The sequence below is a fragment of the Microbacterium sp. LMI12-1-1.1 genome (assembly GCF_040676455.1).
GTDB lineage: Bacteria > Actinomycetota > Actinomycetes > Actinomycetales > Microbacteriaceae > Microbacterium.
The window spans coordinates 1,079,763-1,097,464 of record NZ_JBEGIA010000001.1; the positions used below are offsets into that span (position 1 = coordinate 1,079,763).

Annotated in this window: 14 protein-coding genes; 2 read left to right on the plus strand and 12 right to left on the minus strand. The window is 67.7% G+C overall.

The features are described from left to right. Positions 1–92: 92 nt before the first annotated feature. Entirely contained in the window at positions 93–2,060 is a 1,968-nt protein-coding gene (locus MRBLMI12_RS05245) for a hypothetical protein (protein WP_363354489.1), read from the minus strand. A gap of 393 nt (positions 2,061–2,453) precedes the next feature. Here MRBLMI12_RS05245 and MRBLMI12_RS05250 point away from each other — a divergent pair, with 393 nt between their 5' ends. Then, on the plus strand, positions 2,454–4,892 hold the full coding sequence (locus tag MRBLMI12_RS05250; protein WP_363354491.1) for a glycoside hydrolase family 2 protein: 2,439 nt from the start codon (positions 2,454–2,456) through the stop codon (positions 4,890–4,892). A gap of 77 nt (positions 4,893–4,969) precedes the next feature. Here MRBLMI12_RS05250 and MRBLMI12_RS05255 read toward each other — a convergent pair whose 3' ends face one another. The 4 genes from MRBLMI12_RS05255 to MRBLMI12_RS05270 form a co-directional block, all read right to left on the minus strand. Beyond that, a complete protein-coding gene (locus MRBLMI12_RS05255) occupies positions 4,970–5,884 on the minus strand; it encodes a carbohydrate ABC transporter permease (RefSeq protein WP_363354493.1) in 915 nt (304 codons plus the stop codon). Further along, positions 5,881–6,813: a carbohydrate ABC transporter permease gene (locus MRBLMI12_RS05260; protein ID WP_363354495.1), complete on the minus strand. Its 933-nt coding sequence runs from the start codon at positions 6,811–6,813 to the stop codon at positions 5,881–5,883. The genes MRBLMI12_RS05255 and MRBLMI12_RS05260 overlap by 4 nt, the downstream gene beginning before the upstream one ends. Next, entirely contained in the window at positions 6,810–8,102 is a 1,293-nt protein-coding gene (locus MRBLMI12_RS05265) for an ABC transporter substrate-binding protein (protein ID WP_363354497.1), read from the minus strand. The genes MRBLMI12_RS05260 and MRBLMI12_RS05265 overlap by 4 nt, the downstream gene beginning before the upstream one ends. 169 nt (positions 8,103–8,271) lie before the next feature. Further along, the gene (locus MRBLMI12_RS05270) at positions 8,272–10,380 is read right to left on the minus strand and encodes a hypothetical protein (protein ID WP_363354499.1); all 2,109 of its coding nucleotides are present in this window, start codon (positions 10,378–10,380) and stop codon (positions 8,272–8,274) included. A gap of 146 nt (positions 10,381–10,526) precedes the next feature. On the opposite strand from MRBLMI12_RS05270, the gene MRBLMI12_RS05275 reads away from it, so the two are divergent. Then, positions 10,527–11,114, plus strand: coding sequence for a TetR/AcrR family transcriptional regulator (locus MRBLMI12_RS05275; RefSeq protein WP_363354501.1), 588 nt, complete (start codon positions 10,527–10,529; stop codon positions 11,112–11,114). Between the two features lie 24 nt (positions 11,115–11,138). On the opposite strand, the gene MRBLMI12_RS05280 is transcribed toward MRBLMI12_RS05275, so the two are convergent. Genes MRBLMI12_RS05280 through MRBLMI12_RS05310 form a run of 7 tightly spaced genes read right to left on the minus strand, consistent with a single transcriptional unit; the run spans position 11,139 to position 17,680 of the window. Further along, positions 11,139–11,336 (minus strand): hypothetical protein, encoded by a 198-nt coding sequence (locus MRBLMI12_RS05280; RefSeq protein WP_363354503.1) that lies wholly within the window; start codon positions 11,334–11,336, stop codon positions 11,139–11,141. Positions 11,337–11,390: 54 nt separating this feature from the next. Beyond that, a complete protein-coding gene (locus MRBLMI12_RS05285) occupies positions 11,391–12,677 on the minus strand; it encodes a Glu/Leu/Phe/Val family dehydrogenase (RefSeq protein WP_363354505.1) in 1,287 nt (428 codons plus the stop codon). Positions 12,678–12,707: 30 nt separating this feature from the next. Beyond that, entirely contained in the window at positions 12,708–13,898 is a 1,191-nt protein-coding gene (locus MRBLMI12_RS05290) for a serine hydrolase domain-containing protein (RefSeq protein ID WP_363354507.1), read from the minus strand. Beyond that, entirely contained in the window at positions 13,895–14,767 is an 873-nt protein-coding gene (locus MRBLMI12_RS05295; RefSeq protein ID WP_363354509.1) for an ATP-binding cassette domain-containing protein, read from the minus strand. Before MRBLMI12_RS05295 ends, MRBLMI12_RS05290 begins: the two co-directional genes overlap by 4 nt. A gap of 14 nt (positions 14,768–14,781) precedes the next feature. Next, entirely contained in the window at positions 14,782–15,777 is a 996-nt protein-coding gene (locus MRBLMI12_RS05300) for an ABC transporter ATP-binding protein (RefSeq protein ID WP_363354511.1), read from the minus strand. Further along, positions 15,774–16,667, minus strand: coding sequence for an ABC transporter permease (locus MRBLMI12_RS05305; RefSeq protein ID WP_363354513.1), 894 nt, complete (start codon positions 16,665–16,667; stop codon positions 15,774–15,776). Before MRBLMI12_RS05305 ends, MRBLMI12_RS05300 begins: the two co-directional genes overlap by 4 nt. After that, a complete protein-coding gene (locus MRBLMI12_RS05310; protein ID WP_363354515.1) occupies positions 16,664–17,680 on the minus strand; it encodes an ABC transporter permease in 1,017 nt (338 codons plus the stop codon). The genes MRBLMI12_RS05305 and MRBLMI12_RS05310 overlap by 4 nt, the downstream gene beginning before the upstream one ends. Positions 17,681–17,702 lie beyond the last annotated feature (22 nt).

Genomic DNA, 17,702 nt, shown 5'->3' on the forward strand with positions numbered 1-17,702 from the left:
TCCGGCTCCTCGGCGGCCTCGCCGCGACCAGGGTCGAACCGGCGATCACGGAATAGGACCTCCTGTCTGCACGGTGAAGTCGGCACCCTCCTTCACCGTCGCGGTCGTTCGGGTCCGTGCCCGGCGTAGCGGATATCCGGAGCCGTAGGCGCCGTCATGCCGTCTCCCAGGAAGTAGTCCACATTGCTCGACTGCAGATACCCCTTGAGCGTCATGCCGTTGCGGTAAGCCGGGTTGTGCGCCAGCGTGTACAGGCGCATCTCGCTCGGCCGGTCGGTCGTGAAGATGACGAGCTCGTCGAACTCCGGGCTCGGCAGCACGACCTCCTCGCGCCAATCGCCGAGGATGTCCGCGATGAGAGTCGGATACACCGAGTTTCCGAGCGCCGTCGCGGCCCCAAAGTCGGCGAAGGTGAGTATGCGCGGCACGGACTGCCTGTCCGTCGGGTTCTCCCAATCCCACTTCGCGATGCGCGCATCGCGTGCGGTCGGGAACGGGTCATTCGTGAACAGCTCCCGGAGGGGATCGCCATCCCACCAGACGCCCATATGCGGCCAGGGCTGCTTGGTGGTGTCCGGTTCCGCCAGCTCATTCGTCGGCGCGTTGTAGAGCCCAACGGCCGCACTCTGCTCGTAGTTCACCTCACCGTTGATCGACCAGGTCTCCATGCCGGGGAAGCGCGGGTCGATGTCGGCCACCATTCCGCGACCGGCATCGGCCGGCAGCTCGGCCGTGTGCTTCCACAGCACCTCGCCGATCGCCGCGTCGTAGTAGTAGTCGAGCAGACCGTTGGGGTGATCCTGCTGGATGCCGTAGCCCTCGAGCCCCGGACGGGAAGGATCGATGTCGGCGATGAACCAGCGATCGCCGTGGATGATGTCCTGCGCTGCGAGGCTGTACCGCAGGGACCCGTCGCCGTTGAGCACGAACCCGATCTCGCCGATCTCGTCGCGCCCGTCGCCGTCGACGTCGACGATGCGCGTGTTGTGCCCGTCCGGAAGGTCCTGGTCGCCGCGGAGGAACTTCCACTCCTGCGTCAGGGCTTTGCCGTCGAACCGCCATGCCAGGTACATGAGGTTGAAGCCGTAGCCGCTGCCGCCGCTCGACCCGACCCGGTTCTTCAGGTAGCCGACAAGGCTTGGGTTGATTCCGTCGAGATACCCGACGCCGAACCGCGCGTACATCGGCCCGTCCGCGATGTAGTCGTCGGGCACGGGAGCGTGCGCGCGCAGAGCCCCCGTCATCCCATCGAGGATCGCGACGGACTGGCCGAGCTCGTCGGCGTGCTGGTCGAAGACGGTCCCGTCGCCGAACGTCACGCCGTCGGCGATACGGATAGCGACCTCGGCCTTGCCGTCGCTGTCGAGGTCGTAGACCGTGACGCCGTCATTGTGGCCGACGTCGATCGTTGATGACCCGCCCTCGATGTTGTTCTGGTCGAGGCTGTTCGGACCGAGATCGGCCGACCACAGGAACGTCCCGTCACTCCGGTAGGCCTCGATCGACTGCGGAGCGGTCTGGCGATCGATCACATAGTCGTACGCGCCGTCGCCGTCGAGGTCGCCGACCCAGACGAACTTGATCGGCCCGCCTTCGCGCAGCGGTACCCTGACGACAGGCTCCACGGCGTGGTTCGCCGACAGCGTGAACGCCTTGCTCGGCGCCTTGGTGTCGCCGTTCACCGCTCTTACCCGGTAGCTGTTCGAAACGCTCAGATCTGCGGTCGTATCGATGAAGCTGGTGCCACCAGTCAGGGGTTGCTCGGTGAGGCGGACGTAGTCACCGGAGTCGGCCGACCGCTCTACGTGGAAGCCGATACTCGGGTCGTCAAGGCCGAGCAGCCTCCAGCTGACATGCACCTCGGCGTCGCCTGATCGCACGGCAACGACGCCGCGATCGAGCCGCTCCATGATGCGGCCTTCACCCGCGGTGGCGGCCGACGCCGGTGTGCCGTCCTCTTCCGCGGCAGCCGAAGGCGCCACGACCAGGGCAGCACCGACGACGCAGGCCGACACGATGGCAAGGTTTCGCGCTCTGGCACGCGACATGCGACTCTTCATCCATCTCCTCCTCGAAACGGTCCGGCGTGACGCCGGCACGGCAGCCGCCTTCGGATGCCGGGACCATGATGGGTCGCCGTTCGTGCGGACAGGCGAGAAACGATCAGAAGCGTTCAGGCGATCGCAGCGGCGCGTGCACGATCCCGAGCGGCGGACCTGCCTCATCGGGTGCTGCATGGTCGACGAGGCTGAGGCCCACGTCGGTGATGCCGCATCCCATGTGGCGTCGCCGATATCTCGTGATTGAGACCGCAGAAACAAGAAAAGCGCCGGTGAACCGACGCTTTTCTCATCCGGGACCGCTCGACATCGGGTCGGCGATCGGCGGAGCCGCCGTCCGCTCGCGTCGACTTGCAACGGTAACACGAATTCTGAGGGGCCTATAGTTTTGGCATGTTCGAAACGACTTTCAACGACGGCTGGATCGTGCGCCCGAAAACGAGCATCTTCGCGCAGCTGCGAGCAGGAGCCGGGTCCGACCAGCCGATCACCCTGCCTCACGACGCCGTCATCACCGAGGAACGCTCGCCCGATGCCGCGGGGGCACAGGCGTTCTTCCGAGGCGGGACATTCGAGTATCTGAAGCAGTTCGAGGCGCCGGAAGAGTGGCGCAACAAGCGTGTCGCGTTGCACTTCCACGCGGCATACCGGGACGCGATGGTCTTCGTGAACGACGCGTTCGTGGCCCAGCGCCCGTCCGGGTACTCCGAATTCTTCGTCGAACTCGACGCGTACCTGCGCTACGGCACGACCAACACGGTGCGTGTCGAGACACGGGCATGGGACGACTCCCGCTGGTACACGGGCGCGGGCCTGTATCGCGACGTACGTCTGCTGGTGACCGCGCCGACGCACATCGCCCCGCGTGGAGTGACGGTGACGACCCCCGACGTCGATGACGAGCGCGCGGTGGTCGAGACGGTGGTGCGGGTCAGCAACGCCGGACGCTCCACCGCGACCCGCACTGTGGGCGTCCATATCGTCGCGCCCGACGGGAGCACGGCCGCCGGCGGGCGCTCTCCCGTCACCGTGCGCCCGGGCGAGACCGTCACCGCGCGCGTGCGCTCCTACATCGAGGTTCCGTTGCGCTGGAGCGTTGACGATCCCCATCTGTACACCGCTGAGGTCCGCCTTCTTGACGGCGACGACAGTGATGACGACCGCCGTTTCCCGTTCGGCATCCGCACTCTCCAGTTGGATCCGCGACACGGCCTGCGCATCAACGGCGAGACCGTGAAGCTCCGCGGCACCTGCGTGCATCACGACAACGGCATCCTCGGTGCCGCCTCATTCGCGCGAGCTGAGGAGCGCAAGGTCGAGCTGCTCAAGGCGGCGGGGTTCAACGCGGTGCGGGCAGCCCACAGTCCGTTCGCCGAGTCGTTCCTCGACGCCTGCGATCGGCTCGGCATGCTGGTGATGGACGAGGCGTTCGATGTGTGGACGGATTCGAAGACATCGTTGGACTACTCGCTGGCGTTCCCCGAGTGGTGGGAGCGCGACCTCGAGGCGATGGTCGCGAAGGACCGCAACCATCCGAGCGTCATCATGTACTCGCTCGGGAACGAGATCCTAGAGGTCGGCAACCCGCACGGCGCCGCCATCAGCCGCACCCTCGCAGAGAAGGTCCGGGCACTCGACCCCACCCGTTTCCTCACGAACGGCATCAATGCCCTGGTGTCGGTCATGCCGGCGCTGCTCGCCCAGCGCGCGGAGCATCGGGCGTCGGACGGAGGCGTGAACGCCGTCATGGCCGGCCAGCCTCGCATCATGGACGAGGTCGTCAGATCCGAGGCGGTCGCCGCGGCCACCGCCGAGTCCTTCTCGGTTCTCGACATCGCCGGGTGGAACTACGCCGACGTCCGGTACCTCCAGGACGTGGACGCCTTCCCGGACCGCATCGTCGTGGGCACCGAGACGTTCCCGAACGCCATCGCCTCGAACTGGAACCTCGTCACCGGCCACCCGCATCTCATCGGTGACTTCACGTGGACCGGGCTGGACTACCTCGGCGAGGTCGGCATCGGTCGTCTGCAATACGACGACGAGCCGTACTCGTTCGAAGCGTCGTACCCGTGGATCACGGCCTGGTGCGGCGACCTCGACATCACGGGCTTCCGCCGCCCGGCCTCGTATTACCGCGAGATCGTGTTCGGCCTGCGCACCTCGCCGTACATCGCCGTCCAGCGCCCCGAGAATCACCCACGCACCGCCGTGCGCGGACGCTGGTCGTGGAGCGATTCGATCGCGAGCTGGACTTGGGATGCGGAACCCGGCTCACCGATCCGCGTCGAGGTGTACGCGGACGCGGACGAGGTCGAACTGCTGCTGAACGGCGCGGCCATCGATCGGGCTGCGCCGGGCAATGACCTGCCGCTCATCGCGCATTTCGAGACCGAGTACCAGCCGGGCACACTGACGGCGGTGGCGTACCGGGGCGGAAGAGAAACCGGCCGCACCTCACTCGTCACCGCGGGAGAGCCCCGACTCGTCGCCTCGACCGATCGAGCGACGGTGATCGCCGACCACGGCGACCTCGTCTTCGTCGAACTCGAGCTTCGTGATGAGCAGGGTGTGCTCCACACGGCGGCCGACCGCGAGGTGACGGTTGCCGTCGACGGCGCCGGCACGCTCATCGCGCTGGGCAGCGCGCGACCTTCGACCCTCGAGCGCTACGACACCGCGCGGCACACCACCTTCGACGGCAGGGCGCTCGCCGTCATACGGCCGACCGGCCGGGGTGAGATACGGATCACCGCGTCGACGGATGGGCTCGGGAACGCCGTGGCAGTCGTGACGGCCCTCCCCGCCCAAGACGGCGAGCACCCCGTGTGAGCCGCAACCGGCACGACGGGCCCGCAGGCAGACGCCTGCGGGCCCGTCTCGTCCGCATCGCGGTCGCCGAGGTTCCGCTACTTCAAGGCTCCGGCGCCGATGCCCTTCACGATGTGCCGCTGCGCCATCAGGTAGAACACGATGACGGGCACGATCGAGATCGTCGTGGCGGCCAGCAGCACCTGCTGCTGGGGCGTTTCGGCAGATGTGAACGCGGTGAGGCCGCGCTGGATGGGCATGAGCTCGTTGTCGTCGAACAGCACGAGCGCCATCAGGTACTCGTTCCAGGCACCGAGTCCCTGGATCACCGCGACCGCCGCGAGCCCCGGTCGCGCGAGAGGCAGGATGACGCTCCAGAAGACGCGAAGCGGTCCCGCGCCGTCGAGTGCGGCGGCCTCCTCGAGGTCGCGCGGCTGGCTCACGAAGAAGCTCCGCATGATGAGCGTCGACATCGGGATGCCCGACGTGATGAGGATCAGCACGTAGCCCACCGGGTTGTTGGTGAGTCCCAGCGAGATGAGCAGTTTGTACTGCGCGAGGAACATCGCGGGCGCAGGAATGATCATCACCGCGAGGATCACGAAGGTGAACACGCCCTTGCCGGCGAACTCGAGCCGCGCGAGTGCGTAGCCGGCAAGGCTCGACACCAGAAGGATGCCGAGCACGGCCGCACCGGTATAGATCACGCTGTTGCGCAGGTACGTGCCGAGGTCGCCCTCCACCCAGGCTGTGACGTAGTTTCCCCATTGCGGATCACTGGGCAGGAAGCTCTGGTTCGTCAGCAGCTCGGTGAGCGACTGCAAGGATCCCGACACCATCCACAGAAGGGGGAACAGGGCAGTCAGCGCCGCGATGCCGAGCAGCCCGTAGAGGCCGATCTTGTGGACGGGCATGCGGCGGCGACGGGCCGCGGACGTCGCGGTGCTCTCGTCGTGGGGGCGCGATGCCGGAGTCGGGGTGCCCGCGTCCGCCTTGTCGTTGGTGAGGGTCATGCGCGGGACCTCCGTCCCGTGATCGCCAGCTGGACCAGCGAGAGCAGCACGAGCGCGCCGCCGAAGATCACGGACATCGCTGCGGCGCTGCCGTAGCGCCAATTGACGAAGGCTTCGTTGTAGATCGCGAGGGTCGGCACCATCGTGTGGTAGCCAGGGCCGCCGTTGGTGAGCACCTGCACTGTTCCGAAGATCTGCAGGGCGGCGAGCAGGGTGAGCAGACTCACGATGGAGGTCACCGGCGCCAACTGCGGCCAGGTGACGTACCGGAAGGTGGTCCATCGATTCGCTCCGTCGAGCTCCGCCGCCTCGTACAGCTCCTTGGGAACGTCCTGGAGGCCGGCGAGGAACAACAGGAATGCGAAACCCCAGTGGTACCAGACGAAGACGGCGGCGACGGAGAGCAGGGCGAATGCCGGGTCGCCGAGCCAGTTCTGCGTCAACGAGCCGAGACCGACGATTTCGAGGAGCCGGTTCAGCACTCCCGAGCCCGGCGCGAGGATGAAGCCGAACAGGAGACCGACGACCACCACGGAGAGCACGCCGGGCAGGTAGAAGACCGTGCGGAAGAAGGTCGTGCCACGCGTGATTCTGTTGACGGCGAGCGCGAGGCCCAGAGCCAGTCCATTGCCCACGAAGAAGCCGATGATGCCGAAGAAGAGGACATTCCGCATGGAGGCCCAGAAGATCGGGTCGCTCATGACGAACTCGTAGTTCGCCAGGCCCACCCACGGAGTGTCGGGGCTGACACCGTCCCACGACTGGAAGCTCAACAGGATCGCCTGGGCGAAGGGCGTGATGGTGAACACGCCGATGAGGACGATGGCCGGCGCGAGGAACAGCCAGCCGACGACGTTGCGCCGGACGCCCCGCCGCCCGTGCGGCGCCCGCAGAGGGCGCCGCACGGGGATCAGGAGCGGTGAAGTCACGACGACCGATCCTGAGCGGCCTGGATGGCGGCCAGCGCGTCGTCCACAGTGGTCTCCCCCAGCACGAGGCGCTGAGCCTCGGCGACGATCGCCGTCTTGACGTCGGTGGTGAACGTGGTGGACATCACCTGCAGCGACTCGACGCCCGCCGCGAAGCCGACGAGCTGCTCGGGTACATCGCCGCTCGCGAGCAGCTCCGGGTTGGTCGGGAGGATGAGACCCACCTCCGCGAACACCTGCTGCTGCTCCGGCTCGGTGAGCCACTTGACGAAGTCGAGCGCGGCCTCGGGGTGCTCGCCCTTCGGGTTGATGACGGCGCCCTTTCCGGGGATGCCGGGCGAGCGCGGCTCCAGCGGCGCGTCCTCGGCGCCCAGGATGCCGATCGAGAAGTAGTCGGTGAACTCCGGGTTCGTGCGGAAGCCGACCGACACGCCGGGCGACGCGTCGAAGATCGAGCCGAGCGTCTGCGTGAAGAACGCCGTCTCCACGCTCGGGTTGTCGTCCTGACCCCCCGGGAGCGTGCCGTTCGCGATGACGCCGGCATCCTTCAGGTCGACCAGGAACTGGAAGGCATTGCGCCAGCCTTCGCTGTCCCAGCTCTCCTCACCGTTGAAGGTGGCGGCGATCTCCTCGTCGGTCAGCCAGTTGGACGCGAGTCCCTGCATCAGCTGCGGGGTCAGCGACGCGGCGATCGAGAAGTTGCCGTCGCCCTCGTTGGCGTCGATGAAGTCCTCGATCGTCGCCGGGGCGTCGTCCGCCGTCATCTCGGCCAGCGCCGGGTTGACCATCATGCCGTAGGTCTGCGTCTCCCAATGCACGCTGTAGATGCCCGCCGGCACGTCGAGGTTGTTGCCGTCCTCGAACGTCGACATCTCGATGACCTCGGGGCTGAAGTCCTCGCTCCAGCCGCTCTCGAGCTCCTCGGTCAGATCCATCGCCCAGCCGGCCTTGTAGAACGGCGCCATGTCGGTGGCGGCGAACGAGGAGTAGATGTCGGGCATGTCGCCCGACTGAGCGCGCGCCTGCAGCTTGGGGAGATAGTCGGCGGGTCCGGGAGAGTCGATGGTGACCTTCACACCCGTCTCCTCGGTGTACTGCTCGGCGAGCTGGGTGAGCGCTGCCTCTTGGCCGCGGGACTGATTCAGAAACGTCAGCTCGATGTCCTCCGCCGCGGTCGAATCAGCTTCCGGCGCGGGCTGCGAGCAGCCGGTGAGCACGAGCGCCGTCGCGATGGTCAGCGAGCCGGCGAGGATCGCGCCGCGGCGTCGCCGGGTCATGGGTGTGTTCATGGGAATTGGTCCTCGTCTTTGAAAGCCGTGAAGAACGCGGTCCGCGTCGCCGCCATCGGGAGAGGGACGGCTGCCGCGGGGCGCCTCCGCTGTGTGGTTGTGATCGGCTGGCGACAGCTGATCTGTCAATCGGTTGCCAGGCCCATTGTTCACCATGGCAGTTCCAAAATCAATAGACGACTCTCGAATTCGTGAAGCGTGTCCAGGTGTCCAGCCCCTCGACCTGGAGGTCCCAACCCTCGGGCATCGCAGCGCCGCCTTGCACAGCCGCGACCACGTGAGCAGCTGCCGCGAGGATGCCGCCGTTCGCCGGCAGGTAGATCGTGAGGAACCCGGGCATCTGCGGGTTGTGGCCGTTGGCCAGGAAGACGTTCTTCGGCGACGGATGCAGCAGCGCGTCCAGTGCGCGCGGGATGTCGCCGAGGCGCGTCGCGGTCATCGCCATCACCGAGTAGTCCCAGCCCCAGCTGGACTGCAGCTCCCAGTCCCTCCAGACCGCGTCGAGTGTCGCACTCATGACGCCCAGGTCGATGAGGTCGGTATCGGGCAGCCACCCGGCCGCCATGAGCATGGACGGGTGATCCTTGCGGATGAGGTGCGGCCACGTGGCCACGGCGGCGTACGTGCCGTCGGCGAGCACGTGCGGCGGGTGCATGTTCGCCGCCACTCGCTGCCAGTCCTCACGTGGCGGCATCCCGAGGCGCTCCCGCCATTCGCTCGCCCGTCCCAGAGCCCACGACCAGTACGCGAGCTCGAACGTCGGGTTCTCGGTCGTGGCACGGTCGGCCAGGTAGCTCTCCTGGGCGGGAATGAGCGGGGCGGGAAGCACGAAGGTTCCGTCTCGTTCCTCCGCGAAGTCGGCCATGAAGTCGGCTGTCGCCTCGATGAGCGGGTAGTGCTGGAGCAGAAATCCTTCGTCGCGTCCCTCGGCGAGCAGCAGCTCCAGGAGGTGGATCAGGTGCGGCTGCTGCCAGATCAGGAAGACGCCGATGTTACTGGGCGACTCTTCGGCCGAGGGGTCCGTCTGTTTTGGCCACCGCGCCCCGCGGTAGCCCTGACGAGCAGCCGTCTCGCGGGCGCGTTGGAGGGCGCCGTGGTACCAGCCGAGGCTGCGTTCGAGGAGGTGACCGCGGCTCCACAGCGGGAACTGGGCCGCATGCCACCAGTGCATCTCGAGATGGAACTTGCCCGTCCACGTGTTGTAGGTGAGACCGGATTCCGCCGGCGGCGTCGACCCCGCGCAGTTGACCGCGAGCACGTACTGCGACAGGACGATACGACGCTCGAGTTCATGCGCCCGCTGGTCCGAGCTGCCGCTGAAGCTGATGGCGCCGCCGTCGCACCAGTAGGACTCCCACCAGTTCTCCGCGCGTGCCCTGACCTGCTCGAAGGACGATAGCTCCGCGGACTGTTCGGATGCCGCCGGGGCCAGCGCGACGACCACTTCCAGGGCAGGCGTGTCGTCCGCGCTCGCGATGATGCGGTCCGCGCGGTACGCGAGAGAGCCGGAGGTCTTCATCCTCACGACATACGTCGTGGATTCGACGCAACGCTCCGCCGTCCCCTGCCCGCGGCCCTCGGCCGTCCAGATCGTCGATTCCTCGAGCGGGACCTCGAAGGAGGCCAGCTCGTCCGCCTGCGCGTCGAACACCCATGCGACGCCCCATCCACGGGCGAGGAGCTCGGACTCGACGCGCACCGCGAAGGAGTCTGCGGTCGGGTCGGCGAGGGACACGACCGACACCCGTTCTCCGTCGAGGGTGTAGTCGGCGTGCACGCTCGCAGACCACAGATCCAGCTCCGTCCGCACGTCGGTGAGGAGGGACGGATGCCGAATCTCCTGACCACGGGGGTCCACCAGCGCGAGACGCCCGAGGTGCGCCCGCCGCGGGTTGTAATGGAACCAGGCGCCTGCCTCGTACTCAGGCGCGATCGGGTCGCTCGCTCGCTGGAGCCCCATCCGGTCGGGATAGGACACCGGTCCGCGGCTCGTCTCGTACACCGACTCGGTGTCTTCGAAGCGGAAGCGCCGCGTCGTCCGCGTCCGATACCAGCCCCAGGTGGACTGCGTCCGCAGCGGGATCTGGAAGTCGTCGGCATCGAACGGCCTCACCTCCTGCTCGGGCAGCCCGCCCACGCCGTCGGTCACGAGACGCCGGGGGTCAGGCACGATCTCGTGGAAGCCGGGGAACGTCTGCAGGCCGGAGACGTCGACAGACATCGCGATGTCACCGTTGCCGACGGTGAGAACCGCGGTCGGATGGGCGGCGGTGTACACGGGGTTATGCGTTCGCACCAGCCGGCGTCGATCGATGGTCACAAGAGCCTCGCGTTCTGAATTGAATTCTGAGTCACCTATCAATTTGAGTCCGAGCATAACATTGCAGGCGCGCTCCCCTTCGGGAGCGCGGGAACGGAGCCCGGATGACCAGCAAGCGCGGCCCTTACGCGAAATCCGACGTGCGTCGCCGGTCGCTGAGCGCGGCAGCTCTCGAACTGGTCCGGCAGAAGGGTCACCGCAACGTCGCCATTGCGGAGATCGCGCAGCTGGCGAACACCAGCGAGCCGACCGTCTATTACCACTTCCCCACCAAGGAGAGCCTCCTCATCGCGGCGCTGCAACAGCACGACGAGGAGAACGCCCGTGCACGCGGGCATGAGGCCGGAGCGATCGCCGAGATGGGAAGTCGGGCAGAGGCGGGTGTACAGCGCACCAACTACGCCCGGCTCTACAACGAGCTCGCCGGCGCCGCCGCCGACCCGACGCATCCCGCCAACGAGTTCTTCCGGCAGCGGTGGGCGCGGTCGGTGGGCGTCGTGGCAACCGACATCCGCCGCCTGCAGGAGTCCGGCCGCGTACCCGCCGACGTGGACGCGAACGACGCGGCGCATCTGCTGCTCGCTGCGTGGGAAGGGCTTCAGCTGCAGTGGATGCAGGGCCCACCCTTCGACATCCGGGCACTCATCGAAGCCCACATCCGCGCACTGCTCGGACCCGACGCCCTCGACTGACCGCGACGGCCGACCGAGGTCGGATCAGAGCGCGTTCGCCGAAGTGACGCGGACCGATCCAGCCGAGGCTCGGCGCCGGCCGACGTCGCGGTTGACGGCGACGACACCGAACGTCGGGTCCCAGCGACCGCACTCGTAGTTGTCGAGCAGACGGCCACACCACCGCGCCTTCGCCAGCGAGGAGTCGAGGGGGCACTCGTCAATCGGTTTCAGGTCCGCCACAGAAGGGGCATCCTGCTTCGTCGCAGCCCCATGCTTTCAGAAGGGGTGCCATGCTCAGGGGTAGAGGCCGCGCAGCCGATGGGCTTCGGTGACGCGTTTGACGGCGAGAGCGGTGGCCGCTGCACGCAGGGTGAGACCGTGTAGTGACGCGAAGCCGTTGACGTCGTCCCAACCCGACCGCATCCGCTCGGCGAGGCGGGATTCCACCTCATCAAGGCTCCATCGGTAAGCCTGGTTCGACTGGACCCACTCGAAGTACGAGACGATCACTCCACCCGCGTTGGCGAGGATGTCGGGCACGACGAGGACGCCAGCATCGGCGAGAATTCGGTCGGCTTCGCGCGTGGTGGGCCCGTTCGCGCCCTCGACGACGATGCGGGCCTGCACGCGGTGGGCATTGTCGGCGTGGATGACGCCCTCCACCGCGGCAGGTACGAGGAGGTCGACTTCCAGCTCGAGCGCCTCAGCGCCGTCGAGCGCTTCCGCGCCGGGGAAGCCTACGACGGTGCCTCCAGCATCGACGTGTCGACCAAGTGCTTCCACATCGATCCCACGCTGGTTGAACACCGCCCCGTACTGGTCCGATACGGCTACGACGGCGACACCGACTTGGTCCAGGAACCGAGCTGCGTCACGACCGACCTTGCCGAATCCCTGGACGACCGCGGTGGTTCTGACCGGATCGAGTCCGACGGCCCTGAGGGCCGCGAGGGCGACGTGGACAACGCCGCGCGAGGTGGCGCTGGAGCGGCCGAGTGAGCCGCCGAGGCTGAGAGGTTTGCCCGTCACGACACCGGCGACGGTGTGGCCCTGGCTGACGGAGTAGGTATCCATCATCCATGCCATGACTTTCTCGTCAGTGCCTATGTCGGGCGCTGGGATGTCGTGCTGCGGCCCGATCATCGGGAGGATCTCGGTGGTGTAGCGCCGCGTCACGCGTTCGAGCTCAGCGCTGGAGTAGAGGCGGGGGTCGATGGCGACACCACCTTTTGCGCCGCCGTAGGGCACGTCGAGCAGGGCGCATTTCCAGGTCATCCACATCGCCAGGGCGCGCACTTCGTCGACATTCACTGACGCGCTATAGCGCAGGCCGCCCTTGGCTGGTCCGCGTGAGATGTTGTGCTGTATTCGGTAGCCGCTGAGCACCTCGACGGTTCCGTCATCTCGCCGTAGAGGGATGCTGACGGTGAGCTCGCGCCGGCTCGACTTGAGCATGGCGTGAGTGCCCTCGTCGTAGCCATGGAAGGCGATCGCCTCGTCAAGTTGCCAGCGTGCGTCGGCCAGCGCTTGAGTTCCGGCGTCCTCGAGGACGGGTCGTGTCGCGGCTTGTGTTCCGCTCATCACGGCACCTCCGTTGGGTCGTTCAGCACGTCAAGAGCCGATCGCGTCGCAGAGATCGCGGAACAGCCGGGCATGCAGCCGGTTCCACTCCTCCGTCACTGGCTCCGGCCACGACGAAAGCTTCACTACGACCGTCCGGGTGCGTGGGTCGACCCAGATGAACTGGCCGTGGATTCCGACCGCGTAGTAGTCGGCGCGCGGGCTGCCCGTGATCCACCACTGGTTTGAATAGGCCCCGCCCGGGTGCACCCGCTGGAACACGGTGCCCGAGGCGGCTTGCGGGTTGCCGCCCTGGATCGTGCGCCGGACCCACTCCGCCGAGACCACCCGCGTGCCGTCGATGACGCCTTCATCGAGCATGAGTCGGCCGACGCGGGTCAGGTCCCGCGCGGTGCAGGAGATGCCGCCGTTCGCGAACCCGAACCCCCGGGCATCGACTGTGATCTGGGCGTCGTGCTCGCAGCCGAGCTTCGACCACAGACGCCGCGAGACCGCGTCGGGGTACCGCAGCCCCGTGATGTTCTCGACGATCCACGCGAGCACGTCCGTGCCGGCCGAGCAGTACCTGAACCGCTCGCCGTGCCGGCCACCGCCGCGCAGCGCCGCAAGGAACGCGTAGGTGTCGGGCGGATCCTCGGGCAGGCGCGGACGCCAGCCGGCGACCCGGTCCTGCGCCTGCACCTCCGAAGCGGGGTTGCGGTAATCCTCGTCGTAGTCGACGTCGACGGTCATGTCGAGGACCTGCTGCACGGTCGCGTCGCCATACGCGCTGCCGGCGAGTTCCGAGATGTAGTGGTCGACGCGAAGCTCGGGGTCGAGGAGCCCGTCGTCGACCAGGGTGCCGACCGTCAGCCCGCAGATCGACTTGGAGACGCTCATCAGCAGGTGCACACCGTCGGGATCGACGCCGTCGCGATAGTACTCGGCCGCGATCTCGCCGTCGCGCACGACGACGAGGGCGTCGGTGTAGCTCTGTTCGAGCCGCTCGACCAGTCGGGGCAGCGCGGCCAGCCTTCCGAGCCCGAGCACCGGGCGGGCGGATTCCTCGGCGGGCCGATGCGCGATCGGCGCCGTCGGCACAAACTCCGCGACGTGCCCGAACGCCCAGCGGTTGTGCGGCGCATCCTGCCAGTTCTCGAGGGTCGGCTCGGCGGCTGAACCGCCGGGGACGCGTGATGGGTGCGCGCCGCGGGTGATGTGCGGGGGCAGCAAAGAGGTCACGACGGGATCCTGTTCTCGTTGAGTGACGGGTTAATGCGCGATGTCTCGATCGGAGTCCCGGGTGGGCCGCCCCGGGCTTCCTTGCCCCGGATGCGGGGCGGGGGCGGAACCGGTACTGCGCCTGGGGTTTCGGGCATCGCGGCGAGCAATCGCTGCGTGTACTCGTGCTGGGGATTCACAAGCACCTCCGACGCCGGGCCGACCTCCACGAGGCTGCCCTTCCGCATCACCCCGGCTGCGTCGCTCATGTAGCGCACGACGTCGAGGTCGTGGGAGATGAGCAGGTAGCTGAGCGAGTACTCGCGGCGCAGTTCCTGCAGCAGATTCAGTACCTGCGCCTGCACCGACACGTCGAGTGCGCTGGTCGGCTCGTCGAGCACGAGCAGCTTCGGGCGGGTCGCTAGGGCGCGGGCGATGCCGACGCGCTGGCACTGGCCACCGGAGAGCTGGTGGGGCAGCCGCTCCGCGTGGGCCTGAGCCAGGCCGACCTCATCGAGGAGTTCGCGCGTTCGCGCTGCGAGGGCGCGCCCGCGTAGCGGTGTGTGCGTGCGCAACGGTTCCCCGATCGATTGCTCGATCGTGAGACGCGGGTTCAACGCGGCGACCGGGTTCTGGAAGACCATGCCGGTGCTCGCGCGAAGGCGGCGCAGCGTCTGGTCGCGGAGCCCGCCGATGGGCTCGCCGTCGATGCTCGAACTGCCCGACGTCGGCTCGATCAGTCGTAGCGCGCAGCGGGCAACCGTGCTCTTTCCGGATCCGGACTCGCCGACCAAACCGAACGTGGTGCCTGCCTCGACTTCGAAGGAGACGCCGTCGACGGCACGCACCTCGCTGCCGTGCGCCCGATAGACCTTCACGATGTTCTCCACCGTCAACATGGCGCTCATGGGCGGCTCCGTTCCACGCTGGCGGCCAGGATGCAGGCCGCTTCGTGCAACGGCGAGACGGGCTCCAGGCCGGGGTCGATGTCAGCGCAGGCAGCGACGGCGATCGGACAGCGGTCGCGGAAGGAGCAGCCTGTGAGGTTGAGCAGGTTTCCCGGCACTGAGCCTCGGATCGCGTCGAGCGGCTGGCCTGGCCGATGCCGCCCGGGCAGCGCGCCGAGCAGGCCGCGGGTGTACGGGTGGGCGGGTGCGCGCAACACGACGTCGGTCGGGCCGGTCTCGACGACCCGCCCCGCGTAGAGCACAGCGATGCGGTCGCAGACCTCGCGCACCACGCCGAGGTTGTGCGTGATGAGAAGCACTCCGAAGCCGAAGCGGTCACGCAGCGACAGGATGAGCTCGAGGATCTGCTTCGCGATCGTCACGTCGAGTGCGGTCGTCGGCTCGTCGAGGATCAGCAGCTTCGGTTCGCAGACCAGCGCCATCGCGATCATCGCGCGTTGCAGCATCCCACCCGACAGCTCATGTGGGTAGCTGCGGTAGATCCGTTCGGGATCAGGCAGGCCGACCTGTTCGAGGTAATGAAGGATATGCGCCTTCGCCGCCGCACGACGCAGCGGCCGTCCGTCGACTCGACGGTGGCGGTCGACGACGTCGCGCATCTGCTGGCCGAGCGTGAAGACCGGATTGAATGCCGTTCCCGGGTTCTGGAACACGATCGAGATGGCATCCCCCCGCGCCGATCCGCGACCGTCGAAGGGCTGCTCGATCCCGTCGAGCAGGACGCGGCCGCTCGGCACCGCGCCCTTGGGCAGCAGGCCGAGCACGGCCAGCCCGGTGAGGCTCTTGCCGCAACCGGTCTCGCCGACGATGCCGACGACCTCGCGGGGGGCGACGGAGAGGGTGATGCCGCGGACGGGGCGGTTCGTGAGCGCGCCGCGCTCCTCGAACGCGACTTCGAGATCGTCGATGCGGAGGAGGTCAGTCGTAGTCATCGCTTCACCTGCCGGGGGTCGAAGAAGTCGCGCAGCGCGTCGCCGAGCAGGTTGAAGCCGAGGACGGTCACGAAGATGGCCAGGCCCGGGAAGGTGGAGATCCACCACGCGGTGAAGATCTGCCCGCGCCCCTCGGCGACCATGAGGCCCCAGTCGGGCGATGGCGGCTGCGCGCCGAGGCCGATGAAGGCCAGGGAACCGGCGGCCAAGACGACGCTGCCGATGTCGACCGTCGCCTGGACGAGCACCGGGGTGAGGCAGTTTCGCAGGATGTGCCGCGGCAGGATCCGCCAGGCCGGGACGCCGATCGCGCGGGCCGCCTCGACGAACGGACGGTCGCGCAGTGCGCGAGCCTCGGCGCGGACGAGCCTCGCGTACCAGGGCCACCAGCAGATGGCGAGCGCGAGACCGGCATTCAAGAGGCTGGGGCCGAGGATGGCGACGGTCACCATCGCGAGGAGCAAGGGGGGGAACGCTTGGAAGATCTCGGTCACGCGCATCAGCACCTGATCGAGCCAGCCGCCGCGGTAGCCGGCGATGGCACCGAGCGGGATGCCTACGAGCGCGGCGATCGCCACGACCAGCAGGGAGACCGTGAGGGCGGGGCGGGCGCCGATGATGACCCGGCTGAGGATGTCGCGGCCGAGCTGGTCGGTACCGAACCAGTGCACCGTGCTGGGCGGCAGCATCCGATCGGGGACGCTCGTCGCGCCGTAGCCCTGCGCGGGGAATGGCGCGATCCACGGACCGAAGATCGCAAGGATGACGACCAGGACGATGAGGGCGAGGCCGAGCGCGGCGAGCCGGTCTTTGCGGAGCACGCGGCCGATGCGGCCCAGTGGGCGGGTGCCGATCGGGACGAAAGCGGGAAGTGCGGTGGTGGCGGTCACGACAGCGTCACTCTCGGGTCGAGCCGGGCCTGCACGAGGTCCACGACGAGGTTGGCGATGAGGTAGCCGGCGGCGCCGAGGAGGGTGATCGCCATGATGGCCGGATAGTCGACGGCGAGCATCGCCCCGGCGGCGAATTGGCCGATGCCGGGCCAGTTGAAGACGACTTCGACGAAGAAGGTACCGGTGAGCGTGTAGGCGGCGGCGAGCCCGATGATCGTCATCGTCGGCGGCAGCGCGTTCTTCAGCGCGATCTTCCACCGGATGAGGCCGTCGCGCAGTCCGTAGGCGTTTGCGGTGAAGACGTAGTCCTGGCCGAGCACCTCGAGCATGGAGGCCCGGGTCATGCGGGCGATGAGACCCAGCGGGTAGGCGGCGAGGGTGATCGCGGGCAGCACTAAGTGGGCAAGGCCATCGCTGTATGCGACCCAGTTGCCGGTGATGAAGCTGTCGAAGAGCGGGAATCCGGTGACGGTGGTGATCGGCGCGACGTACTCGACCTCGGTACTGAACTGTCCCGTTGCAGGCAGCAGCTTCAGCTGGCCGACGAAGAGCACCTGCAGGAGGAGTCCGAGCCAGAACGCCGGCATCGAGACGCCGCCGATGGCGAGGAATCGGATCAGCCCGTCCAGCGCCTTGCCCGGCCGTTTGGCGGCGACCACACCGAGGATGATGCCGAAGATGACCGCGATCAGCATGGCTGCGAAGATCAGCTCGAGGGTGGCCGGCAGTCGGGTGGCGAGTTCGTCGAGCACGGGGCGCTTCGTGGCAAGTGAGTTGCCCCAATCGCCGGTGACGAGCCCGCCGAGGTAGCCGAGGTACTGCAGGATGAGCGGCTGGTCGAAGCCGAGCTTTTCGCGGATGCGGGCGAGCTCCTCGGGCGGCGCCTTCGGCCCGGCGTAGACGACGGCCGGGTCTGCGGGGATGACGCGTGAGAGGACGAACACGACGAGAGTGAGCACGAACAGCACGATCACCGCGGTTCCGAGCCGACTGGCGAGGAAACGCAACATGGGTAACTCCTGGATCGGAGGG

Bases quoted from the DNA above. Each gene is read 5' to 3' on its own strand.
- MRBLMI12_RS05245 (WP_363354489.1), bottom strand. From the start codon at position 2,060: ATGAAGAGTCGCATGTCGCGTGCCAGAGCGCGAAACCTTGCCATCGTG.
- MRBLMI12_RS05250 (WP_363354491.1), top strand. From the start codon at position 2,454: ATGTTCGAAACGACTTTCAACGACGGCTGGATCGTGCGCCCGAAAACG.
- MRBLMI12_RS05255 (WP_363354493.1), bottom strand. From the start codon at position 5,884: ATGACCCTCACCAACGACAAGGCGGACGCGGGCACCCCGACTCCGGCA.
- MRBLMI12_RS05265 (WP_363354497.1), bottom strand. From the start codon at position 8,102: ATGAACACACCCATGACCCGGCGACGCCGCGGCGCGATCCTCGCCGGC.
- MRBLMI12_RS05275 (WP_363354501.1), top strand. From the start codon at position 10,527: ATGACCAGCAAGCGCGGCCCTTACGCGAAATCCGACGTGCGTCGCCGG.
- MRBLMI12_RS05285 (WP_363354505.1), bottom strand. From the start codon at position 12,677: ATGAGCGGAACACAAGCCGCGACACGACCCGTCCTCGAGGACGCCGGA.
- MRBLMI12_RS05300 (WP_363354511.1), bottom strand. From the start codon at position 15,777: ATGACTACGACTGACCTCCTCCGCATCGACGATCTCGAAGTCGCGTTC.
- MRBLMI12_RS05310 (WP_363354515.1), bottom strand. From the start codon at position 17,680: ATGTTGCGTTTCCTCGCCAGTCGGCTCGGAACCGCGGTGATCGTGCTG.